This window comes from Mycobacterium lentiflavum (assembly GCF_022374895.2).
Taxonomy (GTDB): domain Bacteria; phylum Actinomycetota; class Actinomycetes; order Mycobacteriales; family Mycobacteriaceae; genus Mycobacterium; species Mycobacterium lentiflavum.
Map to the genome: position 1 here is coordinate 836,679 of NZ_CP092423.2, position 24,740 is coordinate 861,418.

At 68.4% G+C, this 24,740-nt stretch carries 25 protein-coding genes and 1 pseudogene; 9 read left to right on the forward strand and 17 right to left on the reverse strand.

All coding sequences use genetic code 11. The features are described from left to right. Window positions 1–8 precede the first annotated feature (8 nt). A complete protein-coding gene (locus MJO58_RS04075) occupies window positions 9–665 on the forward strand; it encodes a glycosyltransferase family 2 protein (RefSeq protein WP_239722082.1) in 657 nt (218 codons plus the stop codon). Then, window positions 662–1,333: a TIGR04282 family arsenosugar biosynthesis glycosyltransferase gene (locus tag MJO58_RS04080; RefSeq protein WP_239722083.1), complete on the forward strand. Its 672-nt coding sequence runs from the start codon at window positions 662–664 to the stop codon at window positions 1,331–1,333. Before MJO58_RS04075 ends, MJO58_RS04080 begins: the two co-directional genes overlap by 4 nt. A gap of 108 nt (window positions 1,334–1,441) precedes the next feature. Here MJO58_RS04080 and MJO58_RS04085 read toward each other — a convergent pair whose 3' ends face one another. Further along, window positions 1,442–2,188 carry an SDR family oxidoreductase gene (locus tag MJO58_RS04085; protein WP_239722084.1) on the reverse strand — a complete coding sequence of 249 codons (747 nt, stop codon included), beginning with the start codon at window positions 2,186–2,188 and terminating at the stop codon, window positions 1,442–1,444. 107 nt (window positions 2,189–2,295) lie between these two features. Here MJO58_RS04085 and MJO58_RS04090 point away from each other — a divergent pair, with 107 nt between their 5' ends. After that, on the forward strand, window positions 2,296–2,853 hold the full coding sequence (locus MJO58_RS04090) for a TetR/AcrR family transcriptional regulator (RefSeq protein WP_239722085.1): 558 nt from the start codon (window positions 2,296–2,298) through the stop codon (window positions 2,851–2,853). On the opposite strand, the gene MJO58_RS04095 is transcribed toward MJO58_RS04090, so the two are convergent. The 15 genes and pseudogenes from MJO58_RS04095 to MJO58_RS04165 all read right to left on the reverse strand — a co-directional run bounded on the left by MJO58_RS04095 (window position 2,850) and on the right by MJO58_RS04165 (window position 16,622). Further along, complete coding sequence (locus MJO58_RS04095) at window positions 2,850–3,200, reverse strand: DUF732 domain-containing protein (protein ID WP_239722086.1); 351 nt, start codon at window positions 3,198–3,200, stop codon at window positions 2,850–2,852. The two genes, MJO58_RS04090 and MJO58_RS04095, sit on opposite strands and share 4 nt — an antisense overlap. A 52-nt stretch (window positions 3,201–3,252) precedes the next feature. After that, window positions 3,253–4,599, reverse strand: coding sequence for a PPE family protein (locus MJO58_RS04100; protein WP_239722087.1), 1,347 nt, complete (start codon window positions 4,597–4,599; stop codon window positions 3,253–3,255). A 14-nt stretch (window positions 4,600–4,613) separates the two neighbouring features. Then, window positions 4,614–5,873: a PPE family protein gene (locus MJO58_RS04105; protein ID WP_239722088.1), complete on the reverse strand. Its 1,260-nt coding sequence runs from the start codon at window positions 5,871–5,873 to the stop codon at window positions 4,614–4,616. 565 nt (window positions 5,874–6,438) lie between these two features. Beyond that, a complete protein-coding gene (locus MJO58_RS04110; RefSeq protein ID WP_239722089.1) occupies window positions 6,439–7,695 on the reverse strand; it encodes an APC family permease in 1,257 nt (418 codons plus the stop codon). 6 nt (window positions 7,696–7,701) lie between these two features. Continuing rightward, complete coding sequence (locus MJO58_RS04115) at window positions 7,702–9,048, reverse strand: hypothetical protein (protein WP_239722090.1); 1,347 nt, start codon at window positions 9,046–9,048, stop codon at window positions 7,702–7,704. Between the two features lie 11 nt (window positions 9,049–9,059). Next, window positions 9,060–10,124, reverse strand: a complete 1,065-nt coding sequence (gene menE / locus MJO58_RS04120; protein WP_239723160.1) for an o-succinylbenzoate--CoA ligase — start codon at window positions 10,122–10,124, stop codon at window positions 9,060–9,062. Between the two features lie 68 nt (window positions 10,125–10,192). Next, the gene (locus MJO58_RS04125; protein ID WP_090599990.1) at window positions 10,193–10,519 is read right to left on the reverse strand and encodes a DUF3349 domain-containing protein; all 327 of its coding nucleotides are present in this window, start codon (window positions 10,517–10,519) and stop codon (window positions 10,193–10,195) included. Window positions 10,520–10,583: 64 nt separating this feature from the next. Further along, window positions 10,584–10,883 (reverse strand): hypothetical protein, encoded by a 300-nt coding sequence (locus MJO58_RS04130; RefSeq protein ID WP_239722091.1) that lies wholly within the window; start codon window positions 10,881–10,883, stop codon window positions 10,584–10,586. A 26-nt stretch (window positions 10,884–10,909) separates the two neighbouring features. Further along, window positions 10,910–12,095, reverse strand: a pseudogene (locus MJO58_RS04135) (inorganic phosphate transporter); the annotation flags it as partial. 97 nt (window positions 12,096–12,192) lie between these two features. After that, window positions 12,193–12,600, reverse strand: a complete 408-nt coding sequence (locus tag MJO58_RS04140) for a VOC family protein (RefSeq protein WP_239722092.1) — start codon at window positions 12,598–12,600, stop codon at window positions 12,193–12,195. A gap of 13 nt (window positions 12,601–12,613) precedes the next feature. Beyond that, window positions 12,614–13,246 carry a maleylpyruvate isomerase family mycothiol-dependent enzyme gene (locus tag MJO58_RS04145; protein ID WP_239722093.1) on the reverse strand — a complete coding sequence of 211 codons (633 nt, stop codon included), beginning with the start codon at window positions 13,244–13,246 and terminating at the stop codon, window positions 12,614–12,616. Between the two features lie 36 nt (window positions 13,247–13,282). Continuing rightward, window positions 13,283–14,179, reverse strand: coding sequence for an SDR family oxidoreductase (locus MJO58_RS04150; RefSeq protein WP_239722094.1), 897 nt, complete (start codon window positions 14,177–14,179; stop codon window positions 13,283–13,285). A 126-nt stretch (window positions 14,180–14,305) separates the two neighbouring features. Then, a complete protein-coding gene (locus tag MJO58_RS04155; RefSeq protein ID WP_239722095.1) occupies window positions 14,306–15,208 on the reverse strand; it encodes a 1,4-dihydroxy-2-naphthoyl-CoA synthase in 903 nt (300 codons plus the stop codon). Between the two features lie 6 nt (window positions 15,209–15,214). After that, window positions 15,215–15,670, reverse strand: a complete 456-nt coding sequence (locus MJO58_RS04160) for a nitroreductase family deazaflavin-dependent oxidoreductase (RefSeq protein WP_239722096.1) — start codon at window positions 15,668–15,670, stop codon at window positions 15,215–15,217. 13 nt (window positions 15,671–15,683) lie between these two features. Then, window positions 15,684–16,622 (reverse strand): aldo/keto reductase, encoded by a 939-nt coding sequence (locus MJO58_RS04165; protein ID WP_239722097.1) that lies wholly within the window; start codon window positions 16,620–16,622, stop codon window positions 15,684–15,686. 83 nt (window positions 16,623–16,705) lie between these two features. Between MJO58_RS04165 and MJO58_RS04170 the strand changes: the two genes are divergently transcribed. After that, on the forward strand, window positions 16,706–17,254 hold the full coding sequence (locus MJO58_RS04170; RefSeq protein WP_239722098.1) for a TetR/AcrR family transcriptional regulator: 549 nt from the start codon (window positions 16,706–16,708) through the stop codon (window positions 17,252–17,254). A 109-nt stretch (window positions 17,255–17,363) separates the two neighbouring features. On the opposite strand, the gene fadD8 is transcribed toward MJO58_RS04170, so the two are convergent. Next, on the reverse strand, window positions 17,364–18,998 hold the full coding sequence (gene fadD8, locus MJO58_RS04175; RefSeq protein ID WP_239722099.1) for a fatty-acid--CoA ligase FadD8: 1,635 nt from the start codon (window positions 18,996–18,998) through the stop codon (window positions 17,364–17,366). 96 nt (window positions 18,999–19,094) lie between these two features. Between fadD8 and MJO58_RS04180 the strand changes: the two genes are divergently transcribed. The 5 genes from MJO58_RS04180 (at window position 19,095) to MJO58_RS04200 (ending at window position 24,726) form a co-directional block, all read left to right on the forward strand. Beyond that, entirely contained in the window at window positions 19,095–20,699 is a 1,605-nt protein-coding gene (locus MJO58_RS04180) for an amidohydrolase (RefSeq protein ID WP_239722100.1), read from the forward strand. 50 nt (window positions 20,700–20,749) lie between these two features. Continuing rightward, window positions 20,750–21,667 carry an o-succinylbenzoate synthase gene (locus MJO58_RS04185; protein ID WP_434086355.1) on the forward strand — a complete coding sequence of 306 codons (918 nt, stop codon included), beginning with the start codon at window positions 20,750–20,752 and terminating at the stop codon, window positions 21,665–21,667. Continuing rightward, complete coding sequence (locus MJO58_RS04190; RefSeq protein ID WP_090600062.1) at window positions 21,664–22,446, forward strand: alpha/beta fold hydrolase; 783 nt, start codon at window positions 21,664–21,666, stop codon at window positions 22,444–22,446. The genes MJO58_RS04185 and MJO58_RS04190 overlap by 4 nt, the downstream gene beginning before the upstream one ends. Before the next feature lie 100 nt (window positions 22,447–22,546). After that, window positions 22,547–24,205, forward strand: coding sequence for a 2-succinyl-5-enolpyruvyl-6-hydroxy-3-cyclohexene-1-carboxylic-acid synthase (gene menD / locus MJO58_RS04195; protein WP_239722102.1), 1,659 nt, complete (start codon window positions 22,547–22,549; stop codon window positions 24,203–24,205). Beyond that, window positions 24,202–24,726 (forward strand): DUF3592 domain-containing protein, encoded by a 525-nt coding sequence (locus tag MJO58_RS04200; RefSeq protein ID WP_239722103.1) that lies wholly within the window; start codon window positions 24,202–24,204, stop codon window positions 24,724–24,726. The genes menD and MJO58_RS04200 overlap by 4 nt, the downstream gene beginning before the upstream one ends. Window positions 24,727–24,740 lie beyond the last annotated feature (14 nt).

Consider the following 24,740-nt stretch of genomic DNA (forward strand, 5'->3'; position numbering starts at 1 on the left):
CGCGGCTCATGGCCGGCGATCTGGTCACGGTGGTGCTGCCGTGTCTGAACGAGGAGGAGTCGTTGCCGGCGGTGCTGGCGGCCATTCCCGCCGGCTATCGGGCACTGGTCGTGGACAACAACAGCACCGATGACACCGCGGCCGTCGCCACCCGGCACGGCGCTGACGTCGTCGCCGAACCACGGCCCGGATACGGCTCGGCGGTGCACGCCGGCGTGGTCGCCGCGACGACTCCGATCGTGGCGGTCATCGACGCCGACGGCTCGATGGATGCCGGCGAGTTGCCGCGGCTGGTCGCCGCGCTCGAGCAGGGCGCGGACCTGGCAACTGGCCGGCGGCGGCCCGTCGCCGGGCTGCACTGGCCGTGGGTCGCGCGGGTGGGCACCGTGGTGATGAGCTGGCAGCTGCGCACCCGCCACGGCCTGCCGGTCCACGACATCGCGCCGATGCGGGTCGCCCGCCGGGATGCGCTGCTGGGTCTCGGGGTCGTCGATCGACGCTCCGGGTATCCGCTCGAGTTGCTGGTGCGTGCCGCGGCGGCCGGCTGGAGTGTCGTCGAGCTCGACATCAGCTATGGCCCCCGCACCGGTGGTAAGTCGAAGGTCAGCGGTTCACTGCGGGGCAGCATCACCGCGATCCTGGACTTCTGGAAGGTGATTTCATGACCGACCTCCCGGCGACGCTGCTCGTGGTCGCCAAGGCGCCGGAGCCCGGCCTGGCCAAGACCCGGCTGGCGGCTGCGGTCGGCGATCGGGTCGCGGCCGAGATCGCCGCGGCGGCGTTGTTGGACACGCTCGACGCGGTGGCCGCCGCCACGGTGAGCTCGCGGGTGGTGGCGCTGACCGGCGACCTGGATGCGGCCGCCGGTGCGGCGCAGATCCGGCAGCGGCTCGAGGCGTTCACGGTGATCGAGCAACGCGGTGACGACTTCGCCGACCGGCTGGCCAATGCCCACACCGACGCGGGCTTGCATTGCGGTGGCCTTCCGGTGCTGCAGATCGGCATGGACACCCCGCAGGTGACGGCCGAGCTGTTGACCGGCTGCGCGCGCCGGCTGTTAGGGGCGCCGGCCGTGCTCGGCCCGGCCGACGACGGCGGTTGGTGGGTGCTCGGGGTGCAGAATCCGGCGATGGCCGAATGCCTGCGCGCCGTGCCGATGTCTCAACCCGACACCGGGGAGCTCACGCGAAAGGCGCTGCACGACAACGGTATTGATGTGCTGCTGGTGCAGCAACTGAGCGACTTCGACGTCGCTGCCGATGTCGCCGCGGTACGAGAGGGCTGCGGGCACGCTAGTCGCTTTGCTCGCGTCACCCGCGCGGCGGGACTGTAAGCCACTGTAAGCCGGCGCTGACGGCTCGGCCTCGGTCGAGGGTGCGCCCCGGGCGGCGACTCGCCGCACTGTCCCGCCGCTGGGGCACCCTCAACGCCGTGCCCAACGTCAGGCGGTATATCCGCCGTCGACGTTCCAGTTGGCTCCCGTCACGAATCCCGCCTCCGGGCCAGCCAGGAAACTCACCACTGCAGCGACGTCACCGGTGTGCCCGTAGTGGTCCAGCGCCATGACTTGCCGCATGGCGTCAGCGAATTCGCCATCGGCGGGGTTCATGTCGGTGTCGATCGGACCGGGCTGCACGTTGTTCACGGTGATTCCGCGCGGACCCAGCTCGCGGGCCAGGCCCAGGGTCAGCGATGCGACCGCGCCCTTGGTCATCGCGTACACGGCCAACCCCGCCACCGGGACACGGTCGGCGTTGATGCTGCCGATGTTGATGATCCGCGAACCCGCGCCGAGGTGACCGATCGCGCTGCGGATCGCCGAATAAACGCCGCCGATGTTGATCGCCACCACGCGGTCGAACTGCTCCTGCGGGTATTCGTCGATCGGCGCCAGGTACGCGGTCCCGGCATTGTTGACGAGGATGTCCAATCCGCCGAGGTCGGCGACGGCCTGCTCGACCGCTGCGCTGACCTGTGCCGGATCGGCGCTGTCGGCGTGGATAGCCACCACCTTGGTCCCGCTGGCGGTCACCTCGGCGGCGAGCTTGTCCGCCGCGGCGGCCGATGACGCGTAGGTGAACGCGACCGCGGCACCGTCGGCGGCGAGCCGGCGCACGATTCCCGCGCCGATTCCGCGCGCGCCTCCGGTCACCAGCGCTCGGCGTCCGGCTAGGGGTGCTGTGCTCATGTCGCTACCTTTCATCATTTCGAACCGATTGGTTACAAAGTATGATCAGCTCAAGCCGGTTGTCGAGCGAAAGATCCCGCTGTGATGTGGATCACGAAAGGCAGAGCATGGCGGTAGGGCGACCCCGGCAGTTCGATTCCGACCACGTCGAAGACATCGCGATGCGGTTGTTCTGGTACCGCGGCTTCGACGGAGTGTCGATCAGTGATCTGACCGAGGCGACGGGGGTGAATCGTCGGTGCATCTACGCCGAGTTCGGCTCGAAAGAAGGCCTCTTCGAACGGGCCACGCGGCGCTACATCAATGGTCCGGGCGGCTACATGGCAACGGCGCTCACCCGCGCGACCGCCCGCGAGGTCGCCGAAGCCATGGTGCATGGAGCGGCCGACGCGACATCGGGTGACCCGGATGGCTGCCTGCTGGTCGGAAGCGCGGCGGGACTGGCCGAGTTTCGTGACGCAGCCGCGCGTGAGCTGGCACGCCGGTTCGACAAGGCGGTGACCGCGGGCGAACTCGGCGATGTCGACACCATGTTGCTGGCTCGCTGGATTAGCGCTGTCTGCCAGGGGATTGCGATCCAGGCCCGTAGCGGTGCCGATCGCGCGCAACTGCACGCGATCGCCAATCTGGCCTTGGCGGGCTGGCCGAAGTCCCAGCAAAGTTAGCCGCGTCCGCCCTTGCCAGTTTCCTCGAGTTGCTTCGGGCAGTATGACTTCGCGGAAATCGTCGCGAACTGGACGGCACCACTGGTGGTCAGCGCGGGATTGTTTTCCTTGAGGTCGTTGAGTAACTGCAGACCGGAGACGCCGCGAGAGATCAATCCGCACACCGACTTTCCGGCGCTTATCGCTTGGCCGGGGTCCTGAAAGCTGATCCCCACCGCGTGCAGGTCCGCCAGGAAGACTTCGTTGTTGTCATCGACGGCCGCTTCATCGACGCCGGTATCGGCATACGCCGGCACCGCGATGACGAATCCCATCGAGATGCCGAGAACGGCTAGCGCCAGCTTCATAATTCCTCCGTCGGTGTGCTGATGTTCCTCGGCGACAAGGGCTTTCCCGCCGCTAAGATTCGGTCGAAATGGCCGGCGCCGGTACGTCGTCGCTGACGTGCACCGCGTGGACGCCGGGCGTGGTCGTCAGCCTGGCAACCAAGTCGTCGAGCCCGGCTTCGTCGACGCTCCAGTGCTGCACCTGGTCGGGCTGTTCCTGCAGTTGCGCGATGACGCGGTCGAGTTTGACCGGACCCACGCGGCGCTCGCCGGTGATTGCGCGGGCCTGGATGCCGGTTGCGCTGACGACGCGAGAGACCGGGCTGCCCAGCGCACCGCCCGCCAAACTGCCCAGGGTCGCCTCGTTGATCAGGCCGGCCGGGAACTCGGCCGCAGGCGCCGTTGCCACGCTGGCCGGCAGCGCGGTGGCGGCCAACCTGATCGCCGGGGTGGCGGTCGCCCAGCTTGGCGGCACCGACATCGAGCCCACCGCCGGCGCGCCGCCCAGAACCGCCGACACCGGCCGCACCGCGCCGACGGCGGCAAGATGCCCCGGCGAAGCCAGACCGGCGCCCAGCGACGACTTGGCCATCGCGGCACTCCACGGCGCGTAGATGAAGAAGTTCTTCCACTGCGAAACACCAAGGCCGATACTGGCATTGGCGACGTTGGTCCACGTGCCTTGACTGCCGATCGACGAAATGGCGGAGTACAGCGCCTCCCACATCGGTGCGACGTCCGAGCTCCCCGTCACTCCCGTGATCAGTTGCTGCCAAAATGTCGCGTACTGGCCGGTGAGCGAATTGATGTAGCTCTCCAGCTCCGTCAGCCATGACGACAGGGATTGAGGTGATGCCGCTGCCGCCGTGGCTGCCTGCGCGGTCGCGGCGGTGGTTTGCGGCGCCTCGCTGAACGCTGTCAGCTCACCGGCGGATTCCGAGGCGCTGGCGTAGCTGAACATCACCTCCACGTCCTGAGCCCACATCTGGGCGTATTCGGCTTGGTTGGCCGCGATCTCGCCGTTGTTTTGACCGAGGACATTGGTCGCCAACAGCTCTTCGAGCTCGACACGATTCTCGATGATCAGCCCCAGGGGCACGGCCGCCGCCAACGCGGCCTCGTAGGCGCGGGCCGCGGCCAGCGCCCGCGACGCGGCCTCCTCGGCCTGAGCCGCCGTGGTCGACATCCACGTCACATACGGTGCCGCTGCGGCCGCCATGGCCTCCGACGACGGACCTGCCCACGACTCGTCGACCAGATCCGAGATCACCGCTGCGTACGAGGCCGCGGTGGAATGCAACTCGGCGGCCAGCGCCTCCCAAGCCGCGGCGGCGGCCAACAATGACCCCGAACCCGGGCCCGCGTACAGCAGACCGGAGATCAGCTCCGGTGGCTGCACTGCGAAATCCCCGAAAACCATTGCCGTGCCTCTCCTTATTTCGCGTTCGGCGGTATGACGATGACCGTGGAGGTCGTCGCGATGTCGTCGAGTGCCACCGCACCGGGAACACGCACGGCGGGGGCAACGGCGCGAGTGGCAGTCCCGCCGACAGCGCGTCCGGCCAGGCTCGACAGGGCCGTCGGGGTGAACATGCCTTCATTGGCGGCCACCGCGGGCGCGGCCTCGAGCATGGTCTCTGGCAGCTCCGAGGCAACCGTCCTGATCGCCGGGACGGCCGACGCCCAATTCGCCGGCACCGACAACGCGCCGACCGTGCCGGCGCGACCGGCCGCGGCCGCCACCGCACCCGCCGGGTGCAATGCGCCGGCCCCGGTCAGCAGGTCGCTGTGCAGCAACGGCGCCAGCACACCGAGGAGCGGCTTGGGGTGCAGTAGCGGGCCAATGCCTTGGATACCCGTGCCCACGGACGGGATGCTGATCGCGACCTGGTACCAGTTCCGGAACAGGCCCGCGATCCCGAGCGGGTTGTATGGCCCGGCGACGAAGTTGGTCATGAATCCGTTGAACGTCTTCAGAATCCCCGTGATGTCCTTGACGCCCAACGGAACCTCACCGGCTGCCGCGTTCGCGGCGAGGGCCTGCACCGCGGCCGGAGCCTGAGCCGATGCTTGTGACAACACCAACTCCACATCGGAAGCCGACTCCACATCGGAAGCCGACGACTGGGCCGCGGCGATGACCGCGGCGGACTGGTCGGCCGTCCCGCTGTCGTTTGTCGTCGTTGGGGGTGCAGTGAACGGAGTCAGCCGAGTGGCAACTTCACAGGCCGCGGCGTAGCCGTACATCGCGCCGGCGTCCTGGGCCCACATCTCGGCGTACTGAGCCTCCGTGGTCGCAATCGCCGGCGTGTTCTGGCCCAAGATGTTCGTCGCGATCAGCGACGCCAACAACGCCCGGTTGGCCGCGACCACCTGGGGAGGGACGGTAGCCGAGAAGACGGCCTCGAACGCGGCGGCCGCGGCCTTGGCCTGCAGTGCCGTCTGATCGGCTTGTGCGGCAGTGCTTTCCAGCCACGCGATGTACGGCGCTGCCGCGGCCAACATCGACATCGACGAGGGCCCCAGCCAACCACTGACCAGCTCGGCGATTATGGACCCGTAAGACGTTGCCGCTGAACGTAATTCGCTGGCCAACCCATCCCAGGCAGCTCCGGCGGCCAGTAGCGGCGCCGACCCTGGACCAGCGTAGATCTTGCCGGAGTTGATCTCCGGAGGTAGCGCTCCGAAATCCATTGCCTTCCCTCCGCCGGCTGCCTGATCACCACGTTCCGCGCGTGTCCTCGCCGACATCGTTGAACGTCAACAACATTGAGTGACTATCACCATCGCGAGACCGCGATTGGTTGTCGGTCGTTGAGCTGCTCTCGTGGCCAGTACGCTAGCCAGCCCCGCCGGAATACTTGGCCGTCGACTTTGGCCGTCGCGACGGTGGCTGAGCATGGGTCGAGAGTCGGCGGCGGGGCATGCCAGACGCCGATGACCCCGTCTACCTCGCGTTAACGTCGAAGCTCGGCAGGGTGAACACACACAAAACACATAGGCGACTTATGCCTGCCGATGATGTCGTTAATTTAAATCTGCCGACCAATAATCCGGATCCTCGCCAGCAAAGGCATCGAACGGTTGGTGCGCACCCGATGGTTCGCCACCTCGGCAGCGGATCCGACGCGCGGCCCGGGACCTTCCGGACCGGCAAAGGCCAGTTGAACACCCCAATACGCGTCGGCCAATGGCACGACGTTGGCTGCGTGTCAGCCGATGGGAGCCGGCTGGCCGGCCTATTGTTTTTCGGCTGTGGTTAACTGCCCGAAGCTCCGTCGCGTCGGCTCAACACGGCCGCGCGCACGGCGATCCCGACGGCGAATACCGCCAGCCCCGCGGCCGCCGATTCCCACGGCAGGGTGGCGACCAGCAGCAGGCACCCGGCCAGTCCACCGGCATTCAGCACGCGGCGCCGGCGCAATGTATACGCGGCGGCGTTGGCGATCGCGTAGTAGATCAGCACCCCGAACGACGAAAAGCCAATCACCCCACGCAGATCCACCGCACTCACCAGAATGCAGACCACTACGCCGACGGCGATCTCGGCGTGGTGTGGCACTCGGTGCTCCGGGTGCACCGCCGCCAGCCAGCCCGGCAGATCCCGGTGCCGGGCCATCGCCAGTGTGGTGCGCCCGAGCCCGGCGATCAGCGCCAGCAGCGCACCAAGGCTGGCCAGCGCGGCCCCGACCGAGATGACCGGAACCAACTCCGGGGCGCCGGCCGCCCGCACCGCCTCGGCCAGTGGCGCAACGGCATTCGCGAGCCGGTCGGGTCCCGCGGCGAGCAGTGCGGCCACCCCGACAACCAGATAGATCACCACTGCGATCGCCAGGGCAACGGAGATCGCGCGAGGGATGGTGCGGGCCGGGTCGCGGACCTCCTCACCCATCGTCGCGATGCGGGCATATCCGGCGAACGCGAAGAACAGCAGCCCCGCCGACTGCAGCACCCCGTAAATCGAGCCGGTGAACCACGAGCCGCTCAGCTGTGCGAGGTCCGGCTTGCTCATCGCGATGCCGATGACCACGGTGGCCAGCGCAATCAGGGTGCACACCAACAGAATTCGAGCCAGCATCGCGGTCTTGGTGACGCCGCGGTAGTTCAGGGTGGTCAGCAGGACCACGGAGGCGATCCCGACGATGCGCTGCACCCACACATCCGCCCCGGGAACCGCGTAGGCGGCGACGGTGAGCGCCATCGCCGCACATGACGCCGTCTTGCCGATCACAAATCCCCACCCCGCGATGAAGCCCCACCACGGGCCGAGGCGTTCCCGGCCGTAGATGTACGTTCCGCCCGACGTCGGATACTCCGCGGCCAGTTGCGCGGACGAGGTGGCATTGCAGTAGGCGATCACCGCTGCCAGCGCCAGCCCGATCAGCAGACCCGCGCCCGCGGCCCGCGCGGCCGGGCCGAATGCGGCGAACACGCCGGCCCCGATCATCGAACCCAGCCCGATGACGACCGCGTCGGTCGTATTGAGTCGGCGCGCCAGTTCGGGTTGGTGTTCCATGTCCGCCTACCAGTGGGTGACCATGACGGTATTGACCAGGAGTGCACCGGCCGCGTTGATCGCCAGCCACACCCGGTGCGACCGCACCGGCAGCAACGCGGGCGCCGCCGTTAGCCAGATCGTGAACGGCAGCCAGATCCGTTCCACCTCAGCCTTACTCAGCATGCTCAGGTCGGCGCAGACGATCGCGGCCAGCATGGCCAGTAACACCAGGTGAAACCCGGAGCGGCGACGGATCGCGGCACCGTCGAACAGCCGGGTGATGCCCGCGACACCGCCGAGGCCGATCGCGCACACCGCGCACGCCAGATTAGCCCACCACCAATACTGGAACGGCCGGTCGTGGGCGATCCCCTGCCAATAGCGTTGCTGGACAAGGGTATAGCCGTCGAACCAGTAGAACCCGGCGACGGCGAAGGTCACCGCGACCATCAACGCGGTCAAGGTGGCCGGGCCAAGTGCCCGCAGCGCCGCGCGAAAATCCTTGGCGGAAACCAGTACGGCCGCCGCGGCGAGCCCCAGCAGCGCCAAGCCGTAGCTGAGGAACACGCACCAGCCGAGCAGCAGCCCGGCGGCGGCCGCGATCAGCGCGGGAAAGCGAACCGGTCGGTGCACCGCCACCGCCAGCAGCGCGATGCCCCACGCCGCGACGCCGGCGAAGTAGCCATCGGCCGAGACCGCCACCCAGATCGCCGTCGGCGCTATCGCGACGAACGGCGCCGCCAGCCGCGCGGTCTGCTCGTCGGCCAACGCGCGGATGGCGATCACCACGGCCGCCGCCGCGCTGGAGCCGACCAGCAGGCACAGCAGTCCCGCCCACGCGCCGCCGTGCAGGCCGAGCCGGTCCAGCCAGACGAACGTCAACAGCGCGCCCGGCGGATGCCCCGAGACATGGGTGATCCAGGAGTTGGGCTGGTAGTCGAGAATCCGGGTGGTAAACGTGCGTACCGTCGCCGGAATGTCGGTGATGCCGGGCACCTGGGTCACATATTCGTCCCGGGTGGTCAGCCGGCCCGCGAAACCGCGCTGCCAGCCGTCGATCATCGCCAGCGCGAATGCCCACCCGCAGGCCACTGCCCAGGTGCTCAGCGTCAGCGTCCGCCACGAAAGGCGTTGAGCGACAACCGGCCCCCACGTGACGGCGGCGATTGCAAGCAGAATCGCCGGACCGGTTCCCCAGCTGGCGTGGAGCTCCCAGGCGCCGAACAGCGGTGCCGCTTGCGCGTGCGTGGCGAAGCGCTCGGGACCGAGGTCCAGCCGCGGCCTGACGCCCAGCGACGGCAGCACCACCGCGGCAGCGACCAGGGCGGCACCGGCCGTGGCGGCCAGCATTTCCCGGCGGGCAATCCTCACGATCGTCCAGCCTATTGATCGGCGCCGAACCGGCGCGCCAGCGCCGCTCGGTCTACCTTGCCGATGCCGCGACGCGGCAGCGCGTCGACGATGTGCAACTCGCGCGGCGCGGCGGTGCCGTCCAGGGTGTTCGACACATGTGCGCGCAGCGCGTCCAGCGTCGGCGGTCCGACGCCGTCGCGCAGCACGATCGCCGCCACCACCCGCTGCCCCAACCGGTCGTCGGCGAGTCCGAACACCGCGCAGTCGCCGACCGCCGGGTGGGTGCACAGCACCGCTTCGACCGGTTGCGGCAGCACCGTCAGCCCGCCCGTACTGATCGCGTCGTCGGCGCGGCCCAGCACGGTCAGGACGCCCGAGTCGATCGTGCCCAGGTCGTCGGTGCGAAACCAGCCCGGCTCGGCGAACGGGTCGGGATCAACCGGGTTGCGATAGCCCTTAGCCACCGTGGCGCCTCCGATTACGATGCGCCCGTTGTCCACCCGCAGCCGCACGCCCGGCAGCGCGACACCGTCGTAGACACAGCCTCCCGCGGTCTCGCTCATCCCGTAGGTGCGGACTACCGCGATCCCCGCGGCCGCCGCGGCCTCGAGTACCGGTCGGGGAGCCGGGCCGCCGCCCAGCAGTACGGCGTCCAACTCGGCCAGCGCGGCGGCTGCCGGCGGATCGGCCAATGCCTTGGCCAGTTGGGCGGCCACCAGCGAGGTGTAGCGCCGGCCGGCGCCCAATGTGCTTATCGCACGCGGCAATTCGGCGGTATCGAACCCCGACGAGACGTCCAGCTCGACGGGCGCCGAACCGGCCAGCATGCTGCGCACCAGCACCTGGATGCCGGCGATGTGATACGGCGGCAGCGCCAGCAGCCAGCTACCCGGTCCGCCGAGACGGTCATGCGTGGCGGCCGCGCTCGCGGTCAGCGCGGCGGCAGTCAGCAAGGCGCCCTTGGGTTTTCCGGTGGTGCCCGACGTCGTCACAACCAGCGCCACGTCGTCGTCGATGACTTCGCCCACCCGCAACGCGCCCAGCTCGCAATTCGGCGGCGCTGCAACGAAAGCCGACTCGCGACCGGCCAGCACCCGCTCCAAAGCAGGCAGCAGCACTGCGGCAGCGGAGCCGGGCGGGACAACCAGCGCACGCAGAACGGCTATGCGTGCGCTCCGCCCTCGAGCTCGTCGTCGTCATCGTCGTCGTGCGGGTCGTCCAGCGGCCAGCCCTGGGCGGCCAGTCGCGCACGCACCCGCTCGATGTCCTCGGGCGACGGCAGCTCGTCGGTGAGCTTGCTGATCATCACGCCGATGTCGATGTTGTCGAAATCGCCGCGTTCCATCAGCGCGTTGGCCACGAGCCGGACCTCATCGTTGGACAGTCGGTTGGCCAACAGCGCCAGCAGGGCGAAGGTATCCGTCGGGGGAATGCCCTCCGGATAACCCGCGCGCAACCACGAGACGACCGAGGTAAGGAATCGGTTCATTCGACAACTCCGCCCGGGGGCTCGGTAGTTCGGTGGACAACGATTCGATGTTACTTAAGCTCGTTTACTTAAGCTTGGCCCCTAGGAAGGGGTACCCGGTGTGATGGGCGATGAAATCGCGCGCGATGAACAACACGCCAATAATGATCACCGTTATAACCAGGGCGTAGATCAGCCAGGCCAGGACGGATAGCACCGGGTTCGGGTGCGACGTGCTGCCGTCGGCGCCGACATTGCCGGAGCCGAGCGCTTGCAGCCGGATGCCCACCGCGAACAGGCCGGGCAGGAAGGCGCCAGCCAACATGCTGAAGAGCAGGATCTTCAGCGTTGCCTCGTAGTTGAACCACTCGCTCAGTTGACTCATCGGACGCTACCCCACACTCACGTCGTCGGAACCGGCAGCGGCGCCGACCTTGGCCCCGCTGGACGGGCTGCTCTCATCGAGGCCGGCGGTCAGGTCGCCCTTCCATTCGTCGTTGACGTTGTGTTGGTCGACCTTGTTCTTGCGAGACCGGATGTAGATGGCGGCCGAGGTCGCGACCAGGAGCCCGAAGCCGACGACGGCGCCGGGGTACCCGCCGATGTAATGGACGATCCAGTAGGTGACCGCACCGACCAGGCCGGCCAGCGGAAGCGTCACCACCCAAGCAACGGCCATCCGTCCGGCGACGCCCCAGCGGACCTCACCGCCGGGCTTGCCCAGCCCGCTGCCCATCACCGAGCCGGTGCAGACCTGGGTGGTCGAGAGCGCGTAGCCGAAGTGAGCGGACAGCAGAATCACTGCGGCAGAAGATGATTCGGCGGCCATGCCCTGCGGCGAGGTGATTTCGACGAGTCCTTTGCCCAGGGTGCGGATGATCCGCCAGCCGCCCAGGTAGGTACCGGTGGCCATCGCTATGGCGCAGCACACGATGACCCACATCGGTGGGACCGCGGCGCTCTTGCTGACCGAGCCGTAGGACATCAGCGCCAGGAAGATGATGCCCATCGTCTTCTGGGCATCGTTGGTGCCGTGCGCCAGCGAGACCAGCGACGCCGAGCCGATCTGGCCACGCCGGAACCCGGCTTCGGTGCGCTCCTTCTGCAAGCCCCGCGTGATCCGGAAGACCGCCCAGGTCGCGCAGGCGCCGACCAACAGAGCCACGAACACCGACACGACGGCCGGGATGATCGCCTTGGACATGACGCCCGACCAGATCACCCCGTGCGCGCCGACGGCCGCCATCGTGGCACCGATGATGCCTCCGATCAGCGCGTGCGACGAGCTCGAGGGGATACCGAGCAGCCAGGTCAGTAGGTTCCAGACCACGCCGCCGACCAAGCCGGCGAACACCAATTCCAGTGACACGATGCTGGAATCGATGAGGCCCTTGGCGATGGTGGCCGCAACGGTGGTCGACAGGAACGCGCCCACCAGGTTGAGCACCGCCGAGAGCGCGACGGCTGTTTTGGGCTTCAGCGCACCGCTGGCGATCGAGGTCGCCATGGCGTTCGCGGTGTCATGGAAGCCGTTGGTGAAATCGAATGCCAATGCCGTGACTACGACAATGATTAGGAGGAACAGTTGTATGTCCACAGCGCCTGATTCTGATGGTTGGGGAATTAAATTGTCGAATGCTCGACGAGGTGAATCGCAGGTATATCATGAGTCGTCGCCAGATGTTACCTGTCAGTTAACCAGCCGTTCCCTGCTGTTCACCTCGGCTGTCGCGGCGTAACGGGTGGTCGCCCGGGACCTCGACAAAGATGAGCGTAATGCCATCCGGATCGGTCACGTGCATCTCTTTGAGGCCCCACGGCTCGCGGCGGGCCTCGCGGGCAATCGGCACCCCGCGGCCCGTCAGTTCGGCCTGGGTTGCCTCGATGTCGCGGACCTGCAGCCACAACGCGCCGGGGAAGGGTCCTATAGCACCCTCGCCGTCGCTCCAGCCGGCGAGCTCCAGCAAAGATTGACCCGCGAAAAACACTGTGCCAGCGCCATAGTCGCGATAGATGGCCAGGCCGATTTCGTCGCGGTAGAACGTCAACGACCGCTGATAGTCAGCCGGCCGAAGCAGCATTCGGCTGAACAGGATCTCCATAAGCTCGTGTCTATCACGTCGCCGAGGCGCATCGGCTTTGCAGCGCGGCCACGCCCGGCCCGGCGAGCTCCGCGCACGCGTTGGCGCGTCCGGTCATGGCAAGCAGCAACGACAGCAGTGGGCCTTCGACGGTGTCGCCCTGTCCGTGCTGCCAATCGCAATCCGTGGCAGACAACCTCAGCCCCGCGATGCGCTTCTTGGCGCCGATGAGCATGTTGGAGCCCTTGTAGAAGTCGATCACCTGACGAACGGTCGCCACGTCGTAGGTGTGCGGGATGCCCAGCGGTCGGCGGATATCGGCGCCGTGGATCACCACCTCACCGAGCCAGGAGGTTTTGGGACCCGGCGGCGCGGAGGTGGAGTGCTGCACGCCGCGGAATTCGCTCAGCGTGGCTGCCGCGTCCCGCCCGAGGTGCTTGGCGATCTGGTCATTGGCGAACCTGTCGAAGTTGAACCGCGCCTTCGCCATTCCGGCAAAGAACGAGGCCGGATTCAGCGAGGCCGTCGCCGACAGGTGCGCGACCACGTCGCGGACGGCCCAGCCCGGGCACAGTGACGGCTGATCCCATTGCGTAGGCGTGAGGTCGGCGAGATCCGTCGCGAGCGCACCGCGCTCGGCAGCAATGGTGGTCCAGAGATCCGACATAGTACTGAGAGGGCAACGCTAACACTTCTAAGACGGTCAGCTCCCGTTATCGCGATTGGGCTGCAAATTCTGGCGCTGCATCAGGGTGTTCACCCAGCGGGGCCCGATGGTGTCCAGTGCCCGGGCCGCGATCGCCATCCGCGGGGCGATCCGCACTGGCCGGGTGCGGGCGGCGGTGACCATCCACTCGGCGGCTTCGTCTGACGTCAGCGCGGGCAACCCGTCGTAGGCCTTCGTCGGCTCGATCATCGGCGTGGCCACCAACGGGTAGTACAGCGTCGTCGAGTGCACACCCCGTCGGCCCCACTCGGTTTCGGCGACGCGGCTCACCGCGGACAGTGCCGCCTTGGATGCGTTGTAGGGCGCGAACAGCGGCGATGCCTCGGACAGCACTCCCCAGGTCGAGACGTTGATGATGTGGCCGTCGCCGCGCTGCAGCATGCCCGGCGCGAAGCCGCGGATCAGCCGCAGCGGCGCGTAGTAGTTGAGCACTATGGTCCGCTCGACGTCGTGCCAGCGCTCCAGCGACTCGGCCAGCGGCCGGCGGATGGATCGGCCGGCGTTGTTGATCAAGATGTCGATCCCGCCGAGACGTTCGTCGACGTCGGCGACCAATGCATCCACGGCATCCATGTCCGACACGTCGCAGGGGATCGACAGCGCCGTGCCGCCCGCCGCGGCGACGCGGTCGGCGAGCGCGTCGAGGCGGTCGCGGCGGCGGGCGACGACCACTACGGTGGCGCCGCGCTCGGCCAGCCGTTCGGCGCCGGCTTCGCCGATGCCTGACGACGCCCCGGTCAGCAGGATTCGCTTGCCGTCCAGGTCGATCGGCTTGATCGCGGGCCGGTTGACCAGCACTTGGGGAGACATGGGCGGTCGCATGCTGGCCAGCACGATCTGGTCCGCGATCCGGCGAATCGGGCTCTTGCTCACGGGGGGAGTCTAGGGGCGGCCCGGAACCCCACCAGCGTCACGCCAGCGTGGCGTCGGCGGCCCCGAACCCGACGAGCGTCACGCCAGCGTGGCGTTGGCGGCCGAGTGCCACGCCAGCGTGACCCCCTAGAAATAGCGCGGGAACGGGCTCCAATCCGGCTCGCGCTTCTCCAAAAACGCGTCGCGGCCTTCGACCGCTTCGTCGGTCATGTACGCCAGCCGGGTGGCCTCACCGGCGAACAGCTGCTGACCCACCAGGCCGTCGTCGAGCAGGTTGAACGCGAACTTGAGCATCCGTTGCGCCTGGGGGGATTTGGCGTTGATCTCGGCCGCCCACTGGATGCCGGTGCGTTCCAGGTCCACATGGTCGACGACCTCGTTGACCGCGCCCATGTGGTGCATCTGCTCGGCGGTGTAGGGGCGGCCCAGGAAGAAGATCTCCCGGGCGAACTTCTGGCCGACCTGACGGGCCAGATACGCGCTGCCGTAGCCGCCGTCGAAGCTGCCGACGTCGGCGTCGGTCTGCTTGAAGCGGGCGTGCTCGCGGCTGGCCAGCGTCAGGTCGCAGACCACGTGCAGGCTGTGCCCGCCGCCGGCGGCCCAGCCGTTGACCAGACAGATGACGACCTTGGGCATGAAGCGGATCAGGCGCTGCACCTCGAGGATGTGCAGCCGGCCGGCGCGGGCGGCGTCGACGGTGTCGGCGGTCTCGCCGGAGGCGTATTGGTAGCCCGAGCGCCCGCGGATGCGCTGATCGCCACCGGAGCAAAACGCCCAGCCGCCGTCCTTCGGGGACGGGCCGTTGCCGGTCAGCAGTACGACGCCGACGTCGGGGGACATCCGGGCGTGGTCGAGCACCCGGTACAGCTCGTCGACGGTGTGCGGCCGAAACGCGTTGCGCACCTCGGGGCGGTCGAACGCCACCCGGACCGTCGCGTCGTCGACGTGGCGGTGGTAGGTGATGTCGGTCAGATCGCCGAAGCCGTCGACCGTCCGCCAGGCCTGGGCATTAAATGGATTGTCGCTCAAGGCTTTTCAACTCCTATACGGGTCCAGGCGGAACACCGCGCAGCGGCCCGCCAGACGCTCGAACTCGTCGGGACTGCCCTCGGTGACGAGTCCGGCCCGCTTCATGAATCCCACACCCGTGGGCACCTCTTGAGGGAACACGCGCAGAATCGGCCGGGCCTCGGCCGCGGATAACTCCACCATCCGCACCCGCTCGGTGCGCCGGCCGCGAGCAACGGTCGCCTGTTCGGCGGCTCGCACGTTGGCCACCCAGTCGGCGCCGGGGAATCCGGCGACGACGTACCGTTTGCCGTCGACGGTCATCGGTGTCACCGGCGTCGAACGTTCGCGTCCCGATTTGCGCCCCGGCACCGTCAGCACAACGGGGCTTTCGCCGCCGAAACTCATTCCCAGCCGCGACATCTGGATGAAGAGTTTGTTCGCCGGCTTCAGCCACCAGGGCGGCTTGATCGGTTTGCCCATGCGACCACAGTAGTCAGCGCTGCGTCGCCTCCGAGAAGGGTTCCACACCGTGCGCCCACGGGTCCGTCCCCGGGGTGGTGATGGCGTCCAGCGCAGCGATCGCCTCGGCATCGAGTGCGACGTCACCCGCGCCGATGTTCTCCTCGAGATGGGTGATCGAGCGTGTCCCCGGAATCAGCAACGTGGTCGGCGCGTGCGCCAGCAACCACCCCAATCCGACCTGGGATGGTGTCGCGCCGATTTCGCCGGCGATGTCGAGCACGACGGGATTGTCGGAGACCTTGGGAAAGCCCGGAAACGCCGACCCGAGGGGAAAGTACGGCACCCAGGCGATGCCCTCGGCCGTGCAGACGTCGATCATGTCCTCCTGCGAGCGGTCGAGCAGGCTGTAGGCGTTCTGCACGCACACGATGCCGGCGGGCAGGGCGCGCCGCAGCACGTCGAGCGGCACGCTGCTGATCCCGATCGCGCCGATCTTGCCCTCGTCGCGTAGCGCGATCATCTCGGCCAGCTGGTCGTCGAGTTCGACGATCTGGTCGCCGTCGGCGCCCACGGCGGGACCCAGGTCCATCCGCCGCAGGTTGACCACCGGCACGCAGTCCAGGCCGAGTTGGCTCAGGTCGTCCTCGACCGCGGCGCGCAGTTCGGCGGGGCGTTGCGCCGCGGCCAGCGGTATCGGCTGTTCGCCGGTGTACCGCGCGCCGACCTTGCTGACGATCACGAGGTCGTCCGGGTAGGGCGCCAGCGCCGCGCGGATGCGCCGGTTGACCTCGCCGGGCCCGTAGAACGATGCGGTGTCGATGTGGTTGACGCCGAGCTCGACGGCGCGACGCAGCACCGCGGCGGCGTCGTCGGGCGAGGTCTCGAACAGCTGCATGGCGCCGTACCCGACGCGGGCGACCGCCGCCGTTCCGATACTGCCCAGGCCGCCGGGCTGTGGTTTGTCCGTCATGGTGCTCCTTATCCCGTGAGACACTGGAGAATGCGGAGGCCCCTCCGCTTGGTCGAGAGTAGCAGAAACGGAGGCCCCTCCGCTTGGCTGGCAGCACCCGGTCCGACGCGCGCCGGAATCGCGAAAAGCTCCTCGAGGTGGCGACCGCGGCGTTCGCCACTGCCGATGGGCGCGCGGTGTCGCTGGAGGCGATCGCGCGCGCCGCCGGTGTCGGAATCGGCACGCTGTACCGGCATTTCCCCAGCCGGGAGGCGCTCGTCGAGGCGGTTTTCCGCGCCGAGCTCGCCGAGGTGGCCGCGGCCGCCGAGCAACTGCTGGACAGGCATCCGCCCCGCATTGCCCTGCGACGCTGGATGGACCGCTACGCAAGCTTCGTGGCCGCCAAGCGTGGCATGGCCGAGACGCTGCACGCGATGTTCGACTCCGGTGCCGTGCAGCGCAGCCAGACCTACGACAGCGTCGTCGGTGCCGTCGAGAGGTTGTTGCGGGCCGGAGCCGACGACGGCAGCCTGCGCGCCGACGTCCGGGCCGACGACGTGGTCAGCAGCCTGATCGGGATCTTTATGGCCACCGGCTCACCGGAGCAGACCGGCCGCATGCTCGACCTGCTGGTCGCCGGCATCGCCAGCTAGCGCCGTCTCACCGTCGAGTGTGCGGCCAGCTTCACACTCGGTCGCGAGTGTGCGCCCAGCTTCACACTCGGTCGCGAGTGTGCGCCCAGCTTCACACTCGGGGCAGACTTCAGCCGACCGAACGGCCGGCGCCCTCCCAGAACTGCGCGCGCACGGCCTTCTTGTCCGGCTTGCCCAGCGCGGTCACCGGGACCGACTCGACGACGATCACCTGCTTAGGCGACTGCACCGAACCCTTGCGCTCCTTGACCGCAGCCTGGATCTCGACGGTCACCTGCGCCACCGACTCCTCGTCGGACGGGTGGTCGGGTCGCAGCACGATCACCGCGGTGACGGCCTCGCCCCACTTCTCGTCGGGGGTGCCGATCACGCACACCTGCGCGACGGCCGGATGCTCGGCGACGACGTCCTCCACCTCGCGGGGGAACACGTTGAACCCGCCGGTGACGATCATGTCCTTGACCCGGTCGACAATGAACCAGAAGCCGTCCTCGTCCTCGCGGGCCATGTCGCCGGTGTGCAGCCAGCCGTCTTTGAACGTTTTGGCCGTCTCCTCGGGCAGGTTCCAGTAACCGCCGCTTAGCAGCGGCCCGGACACGCAGATCTCACCCACCTCGCCCTGCGGCACCGGCTTGCCGTCGGCGTCCAGCAGCGCGGTGCGGGCGAATAGGGTGGGCCGTCCGCAGGAGGTGAGCCGCTTCTCGTCGTGGTCCTTCTTGGCTAGATACGAGATCACCATCGGGGCTTCGGACTGCCCGTAGTACTGGGCGAAGATCGGCCCGAAGCGGCGGATGGCCTCGGCCAGCCGCACCGGGTTCATCGCCGAGGCGCCGTAGTAGACCGTCTCCAGCGAGGACAGGTCGCGGGTGTGCGAGTCGGGATGGTCCATCAGTGCGTAGATCATCGACGGCACCAGCATGGTCGCGGTGATCTTCTGCTCCTCGATCACCCGCAGCACCTCGGCCGGATCGAACTTGGTCAGCACCACCAGCTCGCCGCCCTTGATGATTGTCGGCACGAAGAACGCCGCCCCGGCGTGCGACAGCGGGGTGCACATCAAAAAGCGCGGGTTCTCTGGCCACTCCCACTCGGCGAGCTGGATCGTCGTCATGGTGGTGATCGACTGCGCGGTGCCCAGCACGCCCTTGGGCTTGCCGGTGGTGCCGCCGGTGTAGGCCATCCCGCCGATGTGATCGGGCGCAAGGTCGGCGGCCACCAACGGCTTCGGCGGATACTTCGCGGCCTCGGCGACCAGGTCCACCGCGGAATCGCCCAGCGCTTCGGGGACCGGGCCGATGGTCAGGACCTGCTTGAGGCCGGGCACTTTGTCCAGCAGGCCCAGCGCCCGCTCGACGAACATCGGGTTGGGGTCGATGATCAGCGACGTGACGCCGGCGTCGCCCAGCACGTAGGCGTGGTCGTCCAGCGAGCCCAGCGGGTGCAACGCCACGCGCCGATAGCCCTGGGTCTGCCCGGCGCCGATGATCATCAGCACCTCGGGCCGATTCAGCGACAGCAGCCCGACGGTTGCGCCGGTGCCCGCGCCGAGCGCCTCGAACGCCTGGATGTATTGGCTGATGCGCTCGGCGAGCTGTCCACCGGTCAGCGTGGTGTCGCCGAGATGCAGCACCGGCTTGTCCTTGTTGCGCTTGAGCGCACCGACGGTCAGGTGTCCGGAATGAATGGGATGGCGCAACAGATCGTCACCCATGGCGTCGCTCCTCCTCATCGCTTCGCTCTGCATCGTCGCCGACGCGACTCATGGGGCAAGACTAGAACGTGTTGCAATTCTTGTCTGCCACCCCCTCGGCAGGCGACGGCGGCACTAGGCTTTCTGCCCATGGCGCAGGCAGATCTCGTCGTTATCGGAACCATCCTCACCGTTGATGACGCGAAGCCCACCGCGGCGGCGCTCGCCATCGCCGATGGCCGCATCGTCGCCGTCGGCGACCGGTCCGACGTCGAGACGCTCATCGGCCCGGCCACCGAGACGATCGACGTCGGTGACGGCTGCGTAATGCCGGGATTCGTTGAGGCACATGGTCATCCGCTGATGGAGGCCGTCGCGCTGTCGGACCGGATCGTCGACATCCGACCGGTCACCATCCCCGGCCCCGACGACGTCGTCGCGGCGATCCGTCGCGAGGTCGCCCAGCGCGGATCGACGGGCGCCTATCTGAACGGCTGGGACGCGCTGCTGCAGTCCGGCCTGCCCGACCCGACGCTGGCGTGGCTCGATGACATCGCGCCGGACGGTCCGCTGGTGATCATTCACAACTCCGGGCACAAGGCCTACTTCAACTCGCAGGCCGCTCGGCTTAACGGCCTGACCCGCGACACCCCGGACCCCAAGGGCGCCAAGTACGGTCGTGACACCCGCGGTGAGCTGGACGGCACCGCCGAGGAGATCGCCGCGGTGTTCCCGCTGCTCGGTGGCGCCATCTCGGCCGACAGCTACCCGGCGATGCTGCTGGCCGAGTGTGCCCGGCTCAACCGGGCCGGGCTGACCACCTGTTCGGAGATGGCATTCGACCCGAACTTCGCGCCGATGGTGGCGCAGTTGCACGACCGGCTGACGGTCCGGCTGCGCACCTACGAGGTCTCCAACCCAAAGATGGCGACCGCCGCCGTCCCCGGCCAGGGTGACGACATCGTGCGCCAGGTCGGCATCAAGATCTGGGTGGACGGTTCGCCGTGGATCGGCAATATCGCGCTGTCCTTTCCTTACCTGGACACCGCGGCCACCCGCTCGATCGGTATCGCGCCCGGCTCGTGTGGCTGCGCCAACTACACCGCCGAGGAGCTGCGTGAGATCGTCGGCGCATACTTTCCGCTGGGCTGGCAGATGGCCTGTCATGTGCAGGGCGACGCCGGCGTGGACACCATCCTCGACGTCTACGAAGAGGCGCTGCGCGCCCATCCGCGCGACGACCACCGGCTGCGCCTCGAGCATGTCGGAGCCATCCGGCCCGAGCAGCTGCAGCGCGCCGCCGACCTCGGCGTGACCTGCAGCATCTTCGTCGACCAGATCCACTATTGGGGCGACGTGATCGTCGACGGGCTGTTCGGCGAGGAGCGCGGATCGCGTTGGATGCCGGCAGGATCCGCCGTTGCCACCGGCATGCGGATCTCGTTGCACAACGACCCGCCCGTCACGCCCGAGGAGCCGCTGCGCAACATCAGCGTGGCCGTGACCCGCACGGCGCCGAGTGGCCGGGTGCTGGGCCCTGAGGAGCGGCTGACCGTCGAACAGGCGATCCGCGCCCAGACCATCGACGCCGCTTGGCAGCTGTTCGCCGACGAGGTCGTCGGTTCGCTCGAGGTCGGCAAGTACGCGGACCTGGTGGTGCTGTCGGCCGATCCCCGCACGGTGCCGCCCGAGCAGATCGCCGATCTCGACGTGCGGGCGACGTATCTGGCAGGCCGCCAGGTCTACGGCCAGTGAGGCCCGCTTTAAGCGATCTGCTGGAGCGCCTGCACGTGGTGGCGCTGCCGATGCGGGTGCGGTTTCGCGGCATCACCACCCGCGAGGTCGCGCTGATCGAGGGACCGGCGGGGTGGGGTGAGTTCGGAGCCTTCGTCGAATACGGACCGGCCGAGGCGACGGCGTGGCTGGCGTCGGGCATCGAGGGCGCGTACCGGGCGCCACCGCCGGTGCACCGCGACCGCGTCCCGATCAACGCCACCGTGCCGGCCGTGCCAGCGGCCGAAGTGCCCGAGGTGCTGGCCCGCTTTCCCGGCGCCGCGACGGCCAAGGTGAAGGTCGCCGAGCCCGGGCAGACGCTGGCCGACGATGTCGCCCGAGTCAATGCGGTGCGCGAACTGGTCCCGACGGTGCGGGTGGACGCCAACGGCGGCTGGACGGTCGACGAGGCGATGCTGGCCGCGGCGGTGCTGACCGCCCACGGCCCGCTGGAATACCTCGAACAACCCTGCGCCACGGTCGACGAACTTGCCGAGCTGCGGCGGCGGATCGACGTGCCGATCGCCGCCGACGAGAGCATCCGCAAGGCCGACGACCCGCTGGCGGTGGTCCGCGCCGGCGCCGCGGACATCGCGGTGCTCAAGGTCGCTCCGCTGGGCGGGATTTCGCGCCTGCTGGACATTGCCGCGCAGATTGACATCCCGGTCGTGGTCTCCAGCGCGCTCGACTCGGCGGTCGGCATCGCGGCCGGGCTGACCGCCGCGGCGGCACTACCGCAACTGCGGCACGCCTGCGGCCTGGGCACCGGCGGGCTGTTCGCCGAAGACGTCGCCGCACCCGCCGCGGCGGTCGACGGCCAGCTGGCCGTCGGGCCGGTTGCACCCGACCCGGAGCGGCTGCGCGCGCTGCGGGCATCGCCCGAGCGTCGGCAGTGGTGGATCGACCGGGTCACGGCCTGCCATCCGCTCCTTGTACCGTCGATCGAGTGATCAACCTGGCGTATGACGACCGAGGCAGCGGTGAGCCCGTGGTCTTCATCTCGGGCAGCGGCGGCCCCGGACGCACCTGGTTACCGCATCAGGTCCCGGCGTTCATGTCCGCGGGTTATCGCGTGATCACCTTCGACAATCGCGGGATCGGCGCCACCGAAAACGCCGAGGGGTTTACGACGGAAACCATGGTCAACGACACCGCGACCCTGATCGAGTCCCTGGGTGCGGCCCCGGCGCGCATCGTCGGGGTGTCGATGGGGGCGTTCATCGCCCAAGAGCTGATGCTGGCGCGCCCCGAGCTGGTGACCGCCGCGGTGTTGATGGCCACCCGCGGCCGCCTGGACCGCGCCCGGCTGGGCTTCCACGAGGGCGAGCAGGAGCTCTACGCGTCCAGCACCGTACTGCCGCCCGCTTACGAGGCGAAAGTCCGTGTGCTGGAAAACTTTTCGCGCAAGACGATCAATGACGACGTGCTGGTCGCCGATTGGATCACCATGTTCCGGGCCTGGCCGGTCAAGCGCACGCCCGGGTTGCGCACTCAGCTCAGCGTGTCCCCGCAGACCAGCCGGCTCGCGGCCTACCGCGGCATCAACACCCCGGTGCTGGTGATGGGTTTCGCCGACGACGTCATCACACCGCCGCACTTGGGGCGCGAAGTCGCCGACGCCTTGCCCAACGGCCGCTACGTGCAGATCCCCGACGCTGGCCATCTCGGGTTCCTGGAGCGGCCCGAGGCGGTCAACAGCGTGGCGCTGAAGTTCTTCTCCGACGTTTGATTCGTCGTCCCAACGTCGGCTTGTCGGGCGAAATCACGTCGATTTGCCCCGACAACTCCACGCTCGGCGTGCGGTGAGCGCCCTGTGACACCCTGTAGGAGTGAACCCCTCGACGACACAGGCTCGCGTCGTCGTTGACGAGCTGATTCGCGGGGGTGTCCGCGACGTGGTGCTATGCCCCGGCTCGCGCAACGCCCCGCTGGCGTTCGCGCTGCACGACGCCGATCGCTCCGGTCGGATCCGGCTGCATGTGCGAATCGACGAACGCACCGCCGGCTATCTGGCTATCGGGTTGGCGATCGCGGCGGGCGCGCCGGTCTGCGTGGCGATGACCTCGGGCACCGCGGTCGCCAATCTCGGTCCGGCCGTCGTCGAGGCGAACTACGCGCGGGTGCCGCTGATCGTGCTGTCGGCGAACCGGCCCTACGAGCTGCTGGGCACGGGGGCCAACCAGACCATGGAGCAGCTGGGCTACTTCGGCACCCAGGTTCGCGCCACGATCAGCCTGGGTCTGGCCGAGGACGCGCCGGAGCGACTGGATTCGCTCAATGCGACTTGGCGGTCGGCCACCTGCCGGGTATTGGCCGCGGCCACGGGTGCTCGCACCGCCAACGCCGGGCCCGTGCAGTTCGACATCCCGCTGCGCGAGCCGCTGGTGCCGGATCCGGAGTCGCACGGTGCGGTGACGCCGGCCGGCCGGCCCGACGGTAGGCCGTGGACCTACACGCCGCCGGTCACCTTCGACCAGCCGCTGGAAATCGATCTGTCGCCGGATACCGTCGTCATCGCCGGCCATGGCGCCGGCGCGCAGCCCACTCTCGCGCAGCTGCCGACGGTGGCCGAACCGACGTCATTTTCTGGTCGGCCGCCGCCGAACCCGTTGCACCCGCTGGCCCTGCCGCTGCTGCGTCCGAAGCAGGTGATCATGCTCGGCCGCCCGACGCTGCATCGTCCGGTCTCGTCGCTGCTGGCCGATCCGAAGGTGCCGGTGTACGCGCTGACCACCGGACCGCGCTGGCCGGACGTCTCGGGTAACTCGCAGGCCACCGGAACCCGCGCGGTGACCACCGGGACACCCAGCCAGGCGTGGCTGGACCGCTGCGGCGAGATGAACCGGCACGCGGTGGCGGCGGTGCGCGGCCAGCTCGCGGCGCACCCGTTGACCACCGGTCTGCACGTCGCCGCCGCCGTGGCGGACGCGTTGCGACCGGGTGATCAGCTCGTGCTCGGGGCGTCCAACCCGGTCCGGGACGCCGCGCTGGTGGGGTTCGACACGACCGGCATCCAGGTCCGGTCCAATCGCGGCGTCGCCGGTATCGACGGCACCGTGTCCACCGCGATCGGTGCGGCGCTCGCGCATGAACGCAACGGCCCCGCCGACAACCCGGCCCGCACCGTCGCCCTGATCGGCGACCTGACGTTCGTCCATGACAGCTCCGGGCTGCTGATCGGTCCGACCGAGCCGACGCCACGGCATCTGACCATCGTGGTGTCCAACGACAACGGCGGCGGCATCTTCGAATTGCTGGAGCAGGGCGACCCGAGGTTCTCGGACGTGTCCTCGCGGATCTTCGGCACCCCGCACGATGTGGACGTCGGTGCACTATGTCGCGCCTACCACGTCGAAAGCCGTCAGGTCGAGGTCGACGGGCTCGACGCGGCGCTCAACGAATCCTGCGCCGGCATGCGGGTGCTGGAGGTCAAGGCGGACCGATCGTCGCTGCGCGGACTCCATGCCGCCATCAAGGCTGCCTTGTGAAGTCGCCAAAAGCATTGCTGCGCACTCTGATTCACGGTCGCAGCGATGAACCGCCGAGCACGCCGGCGCGGATTGGGTTGCGGCTGACCCGGATCGCGGTGCTGGTCATCGCCGGGCTGGTGACGCTGCAGTCGGTGTTGCTGGTAGCCGGCGCCTGGCGCAACGACCTCGCGATCCGGCACAACATGGGTGTGGCGCAGGCAGAGGTGCTCAGTGCGGGGCCACGCCGGTCGACGATCGAATTCGTCACACCTGAGCGAGTTACCTATCGGCCCGAGCTCGGCGTGCTATACCCGTCCGAATTGGCCACGGGTATGCGGATATACGTCGAATACAACAAAAGTGACCCGAACCTGGTGCGAGTCCAGCACCGCAACGCCGGGCTGGCGATAATCCCGGCGGGGTCGATCGCGGTCGTCAGTTGGCTCGTTGCACTGGTTGTGCTGGTAGGCCTCGCGCTGATAGACAAGCGACTGGACCGGCGCGACGTGGCCAAAAGTACGGATAGCAAAGCCACATAACGCTTTAAGCAGCA